11 protein-coding genes are annotated in these 14,194 nt (G+C 70.3%); 6 read left to right on the forward strand and 5 right to left on the reverse strand.

Annotated elements, in window-relative coordinates; all coding sequences use genetic code 11:
- Positions 1-205: 205 nt before the first annotated feature.
- From ABIE45_RS10660 to ABIE45_RS10670, 3 genes are all read left to right on the forward strand, one after another.
- Positions 206-601, forward strand: a complete 396-nt coding sequence (locus ABIE45_RS10660) for an exopolysaccharide production protein YjbE (RefSeq protein ID WP_192706692.1) — start codon at positions 206-208, stop codon at positions 599-601.
- Positions 602-907: 306 nt separating this feature from the next.
- Positions 908-2,017: an efflux RND transporter periplasmic adaptor subunit gene (locus tag ABIE45_RS10665; RefSeq protein ID WP_192706693.1), complete on the forward strand. Its 1,110-nt coding sequence runs from the start codon at positions 908-910 to the stop codon at positions 2,015-2,017.
- Positions 2,010-5,174, forward strand: a complete 3,165-nt coding sequence (locus ABIE45_RS10670) for an efflux RND transporter permease subunit (RefSeq protein WP_192706694.1) — start codon at positions 2,010-2,012, stop codon at positions 5,172-5,174. The genes ABIE45_RS10665 and ABIE45_RS10670 overlap by 8 nt, the downstream gene beginning before the upstream one ends.
- A gap of 27 nt (positions 5,175-5,201) precedes the next feature.
- Here the strand turns inward: ABIE45_RS10670 and ABIE45_RS10675 are convergent, their stop codons facing one another.
- From ABIE45_RS10675 to ABIE45_RS10690, 4 genes are all read right to left on the reverse strand, one after another.
- A complete protein-coding gene (locus ABIE45_RS10675; protein WP_192706695.1) occupies positions 5,202-6,158 on the reverse strand; it encodes an aliphatic sulfonate ABC transporter substrate-binding protein in 957 nt (318 codons plus the stop codon).
- A gap of 38 nt (positions 6,159-6,196) precedes the next feature.
- Positions 6,197-6,979 carry an ABC transporter ATP-binding protein gene (locus tag ABIE45_RS10680; protein WP_192706696.1) on the reverse strand — a complete coding sequence of 261 codons (783 nt, stop codon included), beginning with the start codon at positions 6,977-6,979 and terminating at the stop codon, positions 6,197-6,199.
- Positions 6,980-7,047: 68 nt separating this feature from the next.
- Positions 7,048-7,827 (reverse strand): ABC transporter permease, encoded by a 780-nt coding sequence (locus ABIE45_RS10685; protein ID WP_373622285.1) that lies wholly within the window; start codon positions 7,825-7,827, stop codon positions 7,048-7,050.
- Positions 7,828-7,835: 8 nt separating this feature from the next.
- Positions 7,836-8,816, reverse strand: coding sequence for an aliphatic sulfonate ABC transporter substrate-binding protein (locus ABIE45_RS10690; protein WP_192706698.1), 981 nt, complete (start codon positions 8,814-8,816; stop codon positions 7,836-7,838).
- A gap of 599 nt (positions 8,817-9,415) precedes the next feature.
- Here ABIE45_RS10690 and ABIE45_RS10695 point away from each other — a divergent pair.
- Positions 9,416-10,759 carry an LLM class flavin-dependent oxidoreductase gene (locus ABIE45_RS10695; protein ID WP_192706699.1) on the forward strand — a complete coding sequence of 448 codons (1,344 nt, stop codon included), beginning with the start codon at positions 9,416-9,418 and terminating at the stop codon, positions 10,757-10,759.
- Between the two features lie 58 nt (positions 10,760-10,817).
- On the opposite strand, the gene ABIE45_RS10700 is transcribed toward ABIE45_RS10695, so the two are convergent.
- Complete coding sequence (locus tag ABIE45_RS10700; protein WP_192706700.1) at positions 10,818-11,192, reverse strand: helix-turn-helix domain-containing protein; 375 nt, start codon at positions 11,190-11,192, stop codon at positions 10,818-10,820.
- Between the two features lie 107 nt (positions 11,193-11,299).
- On the opposite strand from ABIE45_RS10700, the gene ABIE45_RS10705 reads away from it, so the two are divergent.
- Together ABIE45_RS10705 and ABIE45_RS10710 are read left to right on the forward strand one after the other, a co-directional pair.
- Positions 11,300-12,046, forward strand: a complete 747-nt coding sequence (locus ABIE45_RS10705) for a glucose 1-dehydrogenase (RefSeq protein WP_192706701.1) — start codon at positions 11,300-11,302, stop codon at positions 12,044-12,046.
- A gap of 221 nt (positions 12,047-12,267) precedes the next feature.
- Positions 12,268-14,061 (forward strand): di-heme-cytochrome C peroxidase, encoded by a 1,794-nt coding sequence (locus tag ABIE45_RS10710; protein WP_192706702.1) that lies wholly within the window; start codon positions 12,268-12,270, stop codon positions 14,059-14,061.
- The last annotated feature ends 133 nt before the right edge of the window (positions 14,062-14,194 follow it).

Here is a 14,194-nt window from a genome sequence, read left to right on the forward strand (position 1 = left end):
TGTATCGCGGCCCGTCGGCGTGATGCCGCAAGCCTGCGCACCGCTCCGCGTTGCACAGTTTCAGTTTCGCAAAGCGCACCCTCCGATCGGCGCCTCGAAGACATGAGCTTTCGACCGTCCATCATCAAAATACCGACACTATTAACGGAACTCCCGGGTCGATCTGGCAATTACGTCCGAGGAAAAACTCTGGAGGAACGTTTTGATGAAGGTCTCACGCCTGGCCAGCGCGGTCGCGCTTTTCGCCCTCGCGGCCGGCCCCGCCCTCGCCGCGCCCTGCAACACCGGGACGACGAAGTCGAAGACGCCGGACCAGCAGTCATCCAACCCCAGCAGCTCGGACGTCGACAAATCGAGCAAGAACCTGGCCGGTGGTCAGCAGCCTGCCTCGCCCGGAACTGTCGGCGCCATGAACAACGCCGGTGCCACGCAGACGGCTGACACCGCCAAGACAAGCCCGGGTGCCAAGTCGAACTCGACCGATCCGGCTGCCGCCAACCTTGCGGGCGGCCAGCAGCCGGCGTCACCTGGCACCGTTGGCGCGATGAACAACGCCGCCGCCAACAGCCAGACGGCCCCGGTGTCGGGCAACGACTGCTAAAGCTCAGCCAAGACGCTCGGAAATCGGTGAAGGCCCGCCTCGTCAGCGCGAGGCGGGCCTTCTGTTTTCCGAGCATTGTCGACAAAGATCCGCGCCGATGCGCGCCGTGGCCACAGTGCCGGCGCCGTCACGCGAAGGCGGTACGATCAGGCCCAGTCCGGCATCGTGACCGGCGGGCAGAGACTCGCGACATTCCTCTGGATCCTTGCCCCGCCCCAGCGCGGCGCAGTTTGAGCCCAGCGCATCCGGGTGTATTCGGCATTAGAGCCGGGTAAATTCGGCAATGGCGCAGGGGAGGGACGGGACGTGGGTCAGCGGCGGACGCTCCTGCTCGCCGGAGGCTTGCTGCTCGCAGCCGCGTGCGTCGCCTTCACGGAGCCCGGTGCGCTGCTCCGTGCACGCGCGGCTCCGATCCTCTCGGACCTGCGGCAGCAGCTTGAACCGCTTGTCCCCGGCCTGCGTGGAGACGCCGTTGCCGAGGCGCGGCTCCCCGCGCCGCGTACCGCGATCGAGGACGGGCGCACCGTCGTGCGGCTCTCTACCGCCGAGCGCGAGCGGATCGGCCTCGTCACTGAGACGCGGCCCTCGGTGAGCCACGAGCAGGAGCTGACCGCGTATGGCAGCGTCCTCGATCTCGCCCGCATCACCGAGCTCGCCAACAGCTACGCGGGGGCCGTCGCGGCGCTTCAGACGGCCCAGGCGCGGGTCGAGGTGTCCGCCAGCGCCGCGCGACGCGCGCGCAGCCTCGGGGCCGGGGTGGTGGCTGTGGCGCAGATCGAGACCGCCGAGGGCACGCTTCTGACCGATCGGGCCGCTGTGACCGCGGCCGAATCGCAGGTGCGCACCCTCGCGGCCACCGCCCGGCAGGAATGGGGCTCGGTGCTCGGCAAGGCGATCATCGAGCGCTCGCCCCTGGTCACGCGGCTGATCGAGCGCGCGGATTTCCTGGTCCAGGTGACGCTACCGCCGGGCGAGAGCCTCCCGGAGCCGCCGAAGCAAGCGTCTGCCGAGGTGCCGCCGCAGAGCGAGCGGGTGCCCCTGCGGCTCGTCTCGCCAGCGACCCGCACGGATCCGCGCATCCAGGGCCAGAGCTTCTTCTACCTCGTCTCGGGCGAGAGCGGGCTCCTGCCAGGCACGAGCACGATGGCCTTCCTGCCGGCCGCGCGCCCGGTGCGCGGCGTCCTCGTCCCCGAGGATGCCGTCGTGCACGGGGAGGGGGGCACCTGGGTGTACCGGGGCACCGGCGAGGGGGCCTATGTGCGGCATCCGATCCGTCCGGACGCGCCCATGTCGGCGGATGCCTTCGTGGTGGAGGATCTGCCCGAGGCGAGCGAGATCGTCCTGAAGGGCGGCCAGGCCCTGCTCTCCGAAGAGATGAAGAGCCGCATCCGGGTCGTGGGCGACGACGATGACTGAGCCGCCCGCCGCTGCCGGTCGCGGCGGACCCCAGGCGTTCCTCGTCGGCTTCGCGGTCCGGCTGCCGCGGGTGGTGCTGGCGCTGGCCTGCGCGGTGATCGTCTTCGGCCTCTACGCCCTCGCCGGCGCCCGCTACGACGTCTTCCCGGAATTCGCGCCGCCGATCGTGACGATCCAGACCGAGGCGCCGGGCCTCGATTCGGAGCAGGTCGAGGTACTGGTGACCCAGCCGGTCGAGGTCGCGGTCGGCGGCCTGCCCGGCCTGGAGACCCTGCGCTCGACGTCGATCCAGGGCCTCTCGGTGATCACCGCCGCATTCAGATCCGGCAGCGATGTCGACCGGGTGCGCCAGCGCGTCAACGAGCGTCTGGCGGCCCTTGCGGGCCGCATGCCGGACGGGGTCGCGGCGCCTGCCATGACCCCGCTGACCTCCTCGACGCTCACGGTGCTCCTCGTCGGGCTGACCTCGAAGACGCGCGATGCCATGGACCTGCGCCATGTCGCGGAATGGACCGTGCGCCGCCGCCTGCAGGCCGTCCCGGGCATCGCCCAGGTGTCGATCTACGGCGGTTCGGTCCGGTCGCTCCAGGTCCAGATCCGCCCGGACGACCTGATCCGCTACCAGATCGGCCTCAACGATGTCCTGGCGGCGGCCCGCAAGGCGACCGGTGTCCGGGGCGCCGGCTTCGTCGACACGCCGAACCAGCGGGTCCTGCTGCGGACCGAGGGACAGTCGCTCACGCCCGAGGCTTTGGGACGGACCGTCCTCCATAACGATGGCGGGGCGAGCGTGGTCCTGTCGGACGTGGCAACCGTCACGGCCGCGCCCGAGCCCGCGATCAGCGGCGCCCTCGTGGACGGGACGCCCGGCGTGCTGCTGATGGTCGGCGCCCAGATCGGGGTCGACACCCGTGCGGTGACCGCCCGGCTGGAGGCGGCGCTGGACGAGCTGCGCCCGGTTCTCGACCGCGAGGGCGTGAGCCTGCGCCCCGACCTGTTCCGGCCGGCGAACTTCGTGGACGTCGCCACCGGCAACGTCCTCCAGGCCCTGGCGCTCGGCGGGGTGCTGGTGGTTCTCGTGCTCCTCGTCTTCCTGGCGGATTGGCGGGCCGCTCTGATCAGCGCGGCGGCGATCCCGCTCTCGCTCATCGCCGCCGCCCTGGCCCTCCAGGCCTGGGGCGAGAGCCTCAACACCATGACGCTCGGCGGACTGGCGCTGGCCATCGGCGAGGTGGTGGACGACGCGGTGATCGGCGTCGAGAACGTCGCCCGCCGGCTGCGAGCGGCCCGCGGCACCGGCCGCGGGGCGGCGCGCGTGGTGTTCTCCGCGATGCTGGAGGTGCGCACCTCGGTGGCCTACGCCACCCTGGCGGTGCTCCTGATGTTCATGCCGGTGCTGGCGCTCAACGGGGTCGCCGGACGCCTGTTCGGCCCTCTGGCGCTCGCCTACATCGCGGCGGTCGTCGCCTCGCTCCTCGTGGCGCTGACCGTCACCCCGGCGCTGGCGCTGCTGCTGCTGGCCGGCCGGCTGAAGGGTGGCGAGGCCGTGCCGTTCCGGGAGCCGCCGGTCGTGCGCTGGAGCCGCGCGGCCTATCTCCGGCTGCTCGCCCTGGTCGGCCGGGTGCCGCGGCTCGCGATGCTCGGCAGCCTTCTGGTGACGCTCGTCGGTGCCGCCATCCTCCCGACCCTCGGGGCGGTCTTCCTCCCCGATCTCCGGGAGGGGCACATGATCCTGCACATGGTGGCCATTCCCGGAACCTCGCTGCAGGAATCGCAGCGGCTCGGCACCCTCATCACCGCGGACCTGAAGCAGATCCCGGGCGTGCGGGCGGTGGCGTCGCAGATCGGCCGGGCCGAGGCGGGCGAGGACACGGCCGGCCCACATTACAGCGAGATCCACATCGATCTGCAGCCCGGCCTCGACGGGTCCGCCCAGCGCTCGGTCGAGACCGCGATCCGGGCGCTGATCGCGGGATTTCCCGGCGCGGCCTTCTCGCTCAAGACCTTCCTGACGGAGCGGATCGAGGAGACGGTCTCGGGCTTCACCGCACCGGTCGTGATCAACGTGGTCGGCAGCGACCTCGACCGGATCGAGGCCGCCGCCCGCTCGGTGGCCCAGGAACTGTCGGAGGTGAAGGGCGCCCGCGACGTCCAGCAGGCCTCGCCCGCCGGCCTGCCTCAGGTCACTGTCGCCCTGCGCCCGGTGGACCTACGCCATTGGGGCCTCGACCCGGTCGAGGTCCTGGAGGCGGTCCGCACCGCCTATCAGGGCGATGTGGTCGGCCAGACCTACCGCGGCAACGCCGTGTTCAACGTGCTGGTGATCCTCGACGCCCAGGCGCGGGGGCGCCTCAGCGCGGTGGGCGACCTGCCGCTGCGGACGCCCGGTGGCCGCTACGTCCGCCTGTCGCAGGTGGCCGACGTCTACGAGAGCGCCGGCCGGTACCAGGTGCAGCACCTGGGCGCGCAGCGGGTCCAGGCGGTGACCGCCAACGTCGTCGGGCGCGATATCGCGAGCTTCGTGGCGGCGGCCAAGCGCAAGGTCGCCAAGGAGGTGCGGCTGCCCGGAGGCGTCTACGTCACCTTCTCGGGGGCTGCCGAAGCCCAGGCGGCCGCCCGGCGCGACCTGCTGCTCCATGCGGCGCTCGCCGGGTTCGGCATCGTGGTGCTGCTCGCCATCGTCACGGGCTCGGCGGCGAACCTGCTGCTGGTGCTGATCAACCTGCCCTTCGCCTTCGTGGGCGGTGTGGCGGCGGCGGCGCTCACGGGCGGTGTGCTGTCGCTGGGCTCGGTCGTGGGCTTCGTGACCCTGTCGGGGATCTCGCTGCGCAACAGCGTGATGATGATCGCCCATTACGAGCAGATGGTGACGCGCGATCACCGTTCCTGGAACGCCGCCACCGCCGCCGAGGGTGCGGCCGACCGGATGGTGCCGATCCTGATGACCTCGCTGGTCACCGGCCTCGGCCTGCTGCCGTTGGCGCTGGGCGCCGGGGAGCCCGGGCGCGAGATCGAGGGGCCGATGGCGCTGGTAATCCTCGGCGGCCTCGTCACCTCGACGGTTCTGAACCTGCTGATCCTGCCGGTGATGGCCCTGCGCTTCGCGCGGTTCCGGCAGGTCGAGCCGGCGGCTCGGGAGCTGGCACCGGTTCTCTGAACGCGCCGATGTCTAACGCGATGCGGATCAGCGCGCCGGCGGCGTCCAGATGGCCAGAGCGCTGGCATCGACGGCACGGGGCAGCAATCCTTCGGCGCGGAACGCGTCGGCGATCTTCTGCTGCTCCGAGAGGCCAGCGCGGGTGACCGGTTCGACCCGGTAGCTCCGTTGCGCGTTGGCGCGCACGATCACCTCGGGCTCGATCTTCCAGAGGGGCGCCAGACGGGAGGCGGCCTCGGCCGGGTTCGCCTTGACCCAGGCCCCGGTCTCGGCGAGCCGGTCGAACAGGGCGGCGAGCACCGGGCCGTTGGCGGCGACGTAGGGATCGGCCGCGAGGTAGTAGCGCTTGTAGAGCGACAATCCGGCCCCGTCGCGCAGCACCCGGGCGCCCGATTGCTGCCGGGCCGCGGACAGGAAGGGATCCCAGGCGACCCAGGCCTCGACGCCGCCGCTGGCGAGCGCCGCGCGTCCATCGGCCGGCGTCAGATAGGCCGGCGTGATGTCCTTGAAGGTGAGCTTGGCTTCCGCGAGCGCCGCGAGCAGCAGGTAGTGGCTGCCCGCCCCCTTGGTCACGGCGACCCGCCGGCCCTTGAGGTCCGCCACCGCTTTCACCGCGGACTCGGCGGGCACCAGGATCGCCTGGGCCTCGGGGGAGGGCGCCTCCTGGGCGATGTAGGTGATCCGGGCGGCAGCGGCCTGGGCGAAGATCGGGACGGTGTCGGCGACATCGGCCGAGACGTCGATCTGCCCGGCATTCAGCGCCTCCATGATCGGCAACCCGCTGGTGAATTCGTGCCAGGACAGGCCGGTGCCGAGGGAGACCAGGGCGCGCTCCAGGGCGCCGTCCTGGCGCAGCAGTGCGATCAGGGTCGAGGAGCGCTGATAGCCGATGCGCAGCGTGGCGGCGGCCCGGGCCGGGCGGCTCAGCCCGGCGAGGACCGCGGCCGAGAGGCCGGTGAGCAGGGTACGGCGCGTGACGGGCATCGAATCATCCATGGATCGGGTCGCCGGGCGGCGGTGGCTCACCACCAGCTGGCGCGAGTCTCGGGGGTGGGACGGGGGCCGGTCTGGGCCGGTCGCAGGGAGCGGTCGAGGGCAGCCAGCACCCGGCGCACCGCCTCCTCGTAGGTGGGCGCCACGGGATCGCGCGGGCGGCTGAGCCCGATCGCCACGGTCTCGTCGAGCCGGCCCGGCCGCGGGCGCATCACCACGACCCGGTCGGCGAGCGTGACGGCCTCGCCGACATCGTGCGTGACGATCAGGATCGTGGGCTTCGACTCGGTCCAGAGGTCGAGAAGCTGCTCGTGCAGTCCCTTCCGGGTGAAGGCGTCGAGCGCCGAGAACGGCTCGTCGAGGAGCAGCACCCGGGGCTGGGCCACGAAGGCCCGGGCGATGGCGACGCGCTGCTGCTGTCCGCCGGAGAGCTCGCGCGGCCAGCGATGGCCATATTCGGCGAGGCCGACGCGGTCGAGGGCGTGGGCGACGCGGCTCCGGCGCTCGGAGCGGGGGAGGGCGGCGAGCCCGAAGCCGACATTCCCCGCCACGTCGAGCCAGGGCAGGAGCCGCGGCTCCTGGAACACGACGCCGACGCTCGGATGGGGCGCGCGGATCGCCTCGCCGTCGACCTGCACGGACCCGCGGCTCGCCTGATCGAGGCCCGCGATCAGCCGGAGCAGCGTCGTCTTCCCGCAGCCTGAGCCGCCGATCAGCGCGACGATCTCCCCCTGCCGGACCGACAGGCCGATGCCCGACAGCGCCTCGGTGCCGTCGGCATAGGTCTTCGAGAGGTCGTCGACGTTGAGCACGGGTAACCTTGGTCCGTCGGGGTCGGTGCGCGGAGCCGGCTCGAATGGCGCGGGTCTCGGATCGGCCGTCACAGGTTCTCCCGCACGGTATCCTGCCAGCGCGTCAAGGGGTGTGTCAGCGTGATCAAGGCCATGTCGGCGAGCTTGCCGACCACCGCGAAGGCGATGATCGCCGCCACGATCTGATCCGGCTTGCTGAATTGCTGGCCGTCGACCAGCAGGTAGCCCAGGCCCTCGGAGGCGCCCATCAGCTCCGCCGCGACGACGAACAGGAAGCCGAGCCCGAGGCCGGTGCGCAAGCCGATGAGCGTGGCCGGCAGGACGGCCGGCAGCAGGATGCGGCGCGCGAGAGCGAGGCGCGACAGCCGGAAGATCCGCCCTACCTCCACGAGCTTCCGATCCACCGAGGCGATCGCCCCGGACACGCCGACGTAGACTGGGAAGAACACGCCCACGGCGATCAGCAGCACCTTGGGCGTCTCGAGGATGCCGAACCACAGGATGAACAGCGGCACCCAGGCCAGCGACGGGACGGCGCGCAGCGCCTGGAGGCTCGGATCGACCAGCCAGCGCAGGACCGGAACCGTGGCGACCAGCGCGCCGGCCAGGATTCCGGCCGCGGCCCCGCACAGGAAGCCGAGGCCGACCCGGACCAGGGTCGCCTCGACATGCATCCAGAGATCCCCCGACGCCGCGAGGTCCCACAGCGTCGCGCCGATCCGGCTCGGCGGCGGGAGCAGGCGCCCGGACGCGAGCCCCGTATCGACCGCGATCTCCCATCCGATCGCGAGGAGGAGCGGCAGAACCAGCCCGAGTCCGGCGCGACCGCCCCGCTGCAGCAGCGGCACGCCGCGCCTCACCGCCCGGCGACGGGATTGAAGCTCGCGTCGAGCAGGCCGTCGACCGCGGCCGTCACGTCGGTGCCGGCGGGGATCACGCCGGCCTGCTGCAGCGCGAGGCCGGCGGCCTTGATCGACTCGGCCTGGGCCGGGCCGACCGCCGGCTGGGACAGATCGTTGCGCTCGAGCTGGCGGGCGATCACCGACTCTGGCAGCTTGGTGGCCGCGACCAGAGCGGCGGAGAGCGCCTGCGGGTTGGCCAGCGCATAGGCCCGCGCCCGCTCGTAGGCGGCGATCACCACCCGCACGAGATCGGGATTTTCCTTGGCGAAGGCCTCCCGGACGTCGAGCAGGCCCCAGGTATTCGCGGCGGCGTCGCGGTAGAACAGGACGTCGCCGTTCTCGATCTCGGCCGCCGCCATCATCGGGTCGAGGCCCGCCCAGGCGTCCACGTCACCCCGGTCGAGGGCGGTGCGCCCGTCGGGGTGCTGCAGCAGGACGAGCTTGGCATCGCGCTCGGTCAGGCCGGCGCCCTGGAGCGCGCGGATCAGGAAGATGTGCGGATCAGTGCCGCGGGTGACCGCGACGCGCTTGCCCTTGAGGTCAGCCGGCTTGGTGATGCCGGTCTCCTTGCGGGTAACGAGCGCCGTCCATTCGGGGCGCGAGTAGGCGTAGATCGCCTTGATCGGGTTGCCGTTGATCCGCGCCACGAGGGCTGCCGCGCCAGCCGCCGAGCCGAAATCGATGGCCCCGGCATTGAGGAATTCGAGAGCCTTGTTGGAGCCGAGCGACTGGACCCACCGGACCTTGATCCCGCGCGGGGCCAGCGCTTCCTCCAGGAAGCCCTTCTCCTTCAAGAGCAGGCCGACCGGATTGTAGGTGGCCCAGTCCAGCCGGATCTCCTTGGGCTCCTCGGCCCGGGCCACCGGCCCGAACGGGCTCGCCAGACCGGCCAGAGCAAGGCCGGCGGCCAGGACGGATCGGCGGAGCAAGGACATGGGCATAACCTAGGGCTCAGGAGGTTGGCGTTGCGCGCGGTTCTGGCGCCCCGCTCGGGAGGCGAAGGCTGCGCCCGGCGCGTGGTTTTGGTCGGTCTGGTTGACGGAAAACGCCGCTCAGTGCTGCACGATCGACGGCACCCGGCGCGGCGGGACGCGGCTCGTCGATGTCGGACATCGCGGCAGGCGCGTGCATCCGCGGTGACGCGGCGCGGCGTCTCGATCGCGGGCGCGCGTGCGGCCTTCGCGCAAAGTCGCTCCGGGGCCACTGCCGGACGGCTTCTGCGTCTTCATCGTTGCCGCGGGGTCCTTGGTGCAGACAGTGTATACAAGATCCTGTCGGAGCATGCCCGAGTCAACGAAAGTGCGTTCTCTACTTTGGAGTTTGAAGACAATAATCTTCGGCGTTCGGTCGCGCTGCGAGAAGAATTCAATCACCTGGCCTTGTCCGTGAGGCCGCCGCTGGAGGTCGCGGCCGTTTCAAGCGCTCGAGATTTTCACCGCGGCTGCAACCGGCGGTTCGCGGCCGGGGCTCGGTCGGCTACACTCCGTCCCGTGACGCGGCCCGAAGCGGGCCGTCCCCGTAGCCGGTCGGATCGATGAGACAGGACACCCTGCGCCTCGGCGCGTTCTTCTACGCGACGGGTCACCATGTGGCCGGCTGGCGTCATCCCTCCAGCGAGGCCGACGGCGGGCTGGTGCTGGAACGCTATGTCGGCTGGGCACGCCGGGCTGAAGCCGCGAAATTCGACCTGATCTTCCTCGAGGACGGCACGGGTATCCGTGATCTGGACCTCCGCTCGAGCGAGCGCACGGCGCGCTCGACCCATTTCGAGCCGCTGACCCTTCTCTCGGCCCTCGCGGCCGTGACGAGCCGGATCGGCCTCGTCGCCACGACGTCGACGAGCTTCAACGAGCCCTACAACGTGGCGCGGCGGTTCGCGTCGCTCGATCACCTCAGCGGTGGTCGCGCCGGCTGGAACCTCGTCACATCCGCCACCGACGCGGAGGCGGCGAATTTCGGCGGCGACCGGATCGCCCGCCACGCCGACCGGTACGAGCGCGCCGAGGAGTTCGTGGACGTGGTCCTCGGCCTCTGGAACACTTGGGAAGACGGCGCGGTGATCATCGACCGCGCCAGCGGCCAGTTCTCGAAGCCGGACGGCTTCCGGCCCCTCGACCATCACGGCAAGCATTTCGAGGTGCGCGGTCCGCTCAACATCTCGCGGACGCCGCAGGGCCAGCCGGTGCTGGTGCAGGCTGGCGCCTCCGGGCCCGGCAAGGACCTCGCGGCGCGGACCGCCGAGATCGTCTTCACCGCGAACCAGACGCTGGACGAGGCGGTCGAGTTCTACGGCGATCTCAAGGGGCGCATGGCCGGGTTCGGTCGTGTGCCGGATGACCTGAAGATCATGCCCGGCCTGTTCCCGGTCGTCGGGCGCAGCGAGGCCGAGGCGCGGGCGAAGTTCGAGGCGCTTCAGGACCTGATCGACCCGGTTGTCGGGCTGGCACTGCTCGGCCGCATGATCGGCGGCCACGACCTGTCGGGCTACGATCCCGAGGGGCCCGTGCCGGAGCTGCCCGAGACCGAGGGCATCAAGTCCCGCCAGCAGCTCATGTTCGATCTCGCCCGCCGCGAGGGTCTGACTCTGCGCCAGCTCTACCTGCGCATCGCGGGCGCCCGCGGCCACTCGCAGATCGTCGGGACGGCGGCGCAGATCGTCGATGAGATGGAGGCGCGCTTCCAGGCCGGCGGCGCCGACGGCTTCAACATCATGCCGCCGACCCTGCCCGGCGGCCTCGACGACTTCATCGAGCTGGTGCTGCCTGAGCTGCGGCGGCGCGGCCTCTTCCGCAGCGAATACGAGAGCCGGACCCTGCGGGGCCATCTCGGCTCGCGCCCGCCCACGGGCTTCGGTCCCGGGACAGTTCCGGCACGCTGACCGCCGTCGGCGGCGCGAGCCGTCCCGACGCCGCGAGGCACGATCGAGCGGCGGAAGCTCAGGTCCCGCAGGTTCCGGCCGCGTTGGTCTCGGCCGCCCCGTCCTGGGCGAACCGGGCCGCGTAGGCGTTCAGGATCGCGGCGAGCATGCCGGGAAACCGGGCATCGACCTCGACGAAGCGTGAGTGGTTGCGCATCTCCACGCCGTGGCGCTCGGACCGGATCAGGCCCGCCTCGCGCAGCACCTTGAAGTGGCTGGACAGCGACGATTTCGGGATCACCCGTTCGCCGAGCGCTGAAACGGCCGAGCAGGCCTCGACACAGCCCGCGCGCGTGATGCGCGCGAAGATCGCCGCCCGATCGGGATCGGCCAGCGCGTGCAGGATCGCCTCGGGCTGAACGTCTTCAATCGCAGGGTGAATCAGGGGCCTCATGTTTCACCCATATGGGGCCTTGAACTCCGTTCTATTAGTTCCGAAATCCGGAACTATGGGACGATCGCTTCCATCCCGGAACCGGCCCATGTCGAAGGTTAGCACACATGTCGAAGCTCGACGGCAAGGTCGCAGTGGTGACTGGGGCATCGAAGGGGATCGGTGCCGCGATCGCGAAGGCGCTGGCGAAGGATGGAGCCGCGGTCGTGGTCAATTACGCATCGAGCCGGACGGGCGCGGACGCCGTCGTGGCGGCGATCACCGCGGCGGGGGGCAGGGCGACGGCGGTCCAGGCCGACGTCTCCAACGCCGCGCAGGCACGCGGGCTGATCGAGGCGGCGGTGAAGGCGTTCGGCCGGCTGGACATCCTGGTCAACAATTCCGGCGTCTATGAATTCGCCGCGCTCGCCGAGGTGACCGAGGCGCACTATCGCCAAATCTTCGACGTCAACGTGCTGGGGGTGCTCCTGGCGACGCAGGCCGCCTCGGAGCATCTCGGCGAGGGCGGCAGCATCATCACCATCTCGTCGGTGGCGGCGAGCATCCATCCGGCTACCACGGCGGTCTACAGCGGCACCAAGGGGGCCGTGAACGCGATCTCGGGCGTCCTCGCCAACGAGCTGGCCCCGCGCAAGATCCGGGTCAACGTGGTCAGCCCCGGCTACGTGGTGACCGAGGGCACGCGTACGGCGGGCATTTCCGGTTCGGAGATGGAGGCCGGGATGGTCGCGCAGACGCCCCTCGGCCGCGCCGGCCAGCCCGATGACATCGCGGGCGTCGTGGCGTTCCTCGCGTCCGACGAAGCCCGCTGGGTGACGGGTGAGGACATCAACGTCGGCGGCGGGGTGCGCTGACGCGCGGCGGTGATCGGCGCGCGGGCCGCCTCAAGCGCCGGCGCGCCGGGCAAGATCGGGTTGCCAATCCAGTGTTCGTTGTCACTGGAAGTTTGTTTCGCGCTTGAATTCCCAGTCTGTTTATCCTCCATTCGGGGGAGGCATCTGAATTGACCGACGTCTAATCAATTTTCGAAGCAACCTGAGAGGCGGCAGGTTCAGGCCATGCCCGAGATGCGATCGTGACTCGATCCAGGATCGCAGGCGTTGCGTTCGCCACGCTGCTCATGCTCACGGCACGACCGGCGACACCGGCGGGCGCGGAGCAGCCGGGGCCGGCGCCGCACTTCCTCAATCAGTCTTGGAGCGCCCAGGATCGGGCGTGGTTCTACACGGCGAGCCAGGGCTCGCAGATCATGCCCTACGCGTGGTTCATGTCCCTGGAGAGTGCGGAAGGCGGCCGCCTGTTCGTGGCCGACAGTCTCGCGCGCTTCGGATACCTGCCGAATCCCTATGACGGTGCGCCCGGCTCCGTCCGCACCGGCCTCCCCATCGGCTTCGTGAAGGATGTCGACGACCGCGGCGAATGGGTCGGCATGACCTGCGCCGCCTGCCACGTGAACCGCGTCGAGTTGCGCGGGCAGACGATCCAAATCGATGGCGGGCCGACGAACGCGGACATGTTCGCCTTCATCGAGGAACTCGGCCGGGCCCTAACCCTGACCGCGAGCGAGCCGGACCGGTTCGAGCGCTTCGCAGGCCGCGTCCTCCCGCCGGAGCTGTCTGCACACGACCCGGGCGCAGCGGAGGCCGACCGGGCCCGCCTGCGCAAGAGCCTCGACAGCTTCGCCAAGGATTTCTCGGACTATGTGGAGACGAGCCGCGCGGCGGTGCCCTGGGGGCCGGCGCGCCTCGACGCGTTCGGGATGATCTTCAACCGGGCGACAGGCCTGGATCTGCACGACCGGCGCAACATCGCCAAGCCCGATGCACCCGTCAGCTATCCGTTCCTGTGGGACACGTCCTGGCACGATAAGGTGCAGTGGAACGGCTCCGCGCCGAACAAGCTCGCCGTGGAGCGCCTCGGCCGCAACGTCGGCGAAGTGCTCGGCGTCTTCGCCTACGCCGATATCCGCGAGCCAACCCTGCCGCCGCTCTGGTTCGAGACCTCGGCGGACCGGCTCAACCTGCTGCGGATCGAGAACCAGCTGGGCGCTCTGACTGCGCCTGTCTGGCCGGACCGGATCGCGCCGCGCACCGAGGCCCAGAAGCGCGACGCCGTCGCCGGCAAGACCTTCTACGATCAGCTCTGTCTGTCCTGCCATGCGATCGCTGCGAAGGGATCCAACCGCGCCCAAACCGTCGTCATGACGCCGCTCGCCGAAATCGGCACCGATCCGAAGATGGCGGAGAATGCCGCGAACCGGCGGGCCAAGACCGGCATCCTTGAGGGTGTCCGCATGCCGTTTCTGGCGACCACGCCGCCGCTACCCGCCGAAACGCGCAGCCTCGACCTTGTCGCCGCGATCGTCGCGGGCGCGATCCTGGCGCCGATCGATAAGGCTCCGGATCTGACCCGGATCCGCGCCGATCAGGGCGTTGTCATCGACCGCCTGCTCAAGCGGGGTGCCTCCACGATCAGGTCCGGCAACCCTCTCCTCAACGACGTATCGACAGCCGGCGGTAAAGGCGCGGTCGCCGATTTCCTCGACAGGCGCAAGGACCGCGATCTCCTCGCCTACAAGGCGCGCCCGCTCGACGGGATCTGGGCGACGGGACCGTTCCTGCACAACGGCTCGGTGCCGACCCTGTACGAACTTCTGCTTCCCTCGGAACGACGTTCCAAGACCTTCCGTGTCGGAAGCCGGGATGTGGACGAGGCCCGCCTCGGCTTCCGCTCGGATGTCGGCCCGTTCCTGTTCGACACGACGTTACCGGGAAACTCGAACCGTGGGCACGAGGGGCCCGCGTACGGGACGGACCGGCTCGACGACGCGCAGCGACGGCAACTTCTGGAGTATCTGCGGACCTTGTAAGTCGATAATACGTCTAAACCTCTGTTGAAACTGAAATGTTCGATCGGAGTATGATCGGAATTAATTGGTGTCTGGTGTCGCCCATGCCCCGCCGATACTGATCGAAAAGGGAAACGACGCGCACGCACGCCCG

Origin of the sequence: Methylobacterium sp. OAE515 (genome assembly GCF_041806315.1) — a bacterium.
Lineage (GTDB): Bacteria > Pseudomonadota > Alphaproteobacteria > Rhizobiales > Beijerinckiaceae > Methylobacterium > Methylobacterium tardum.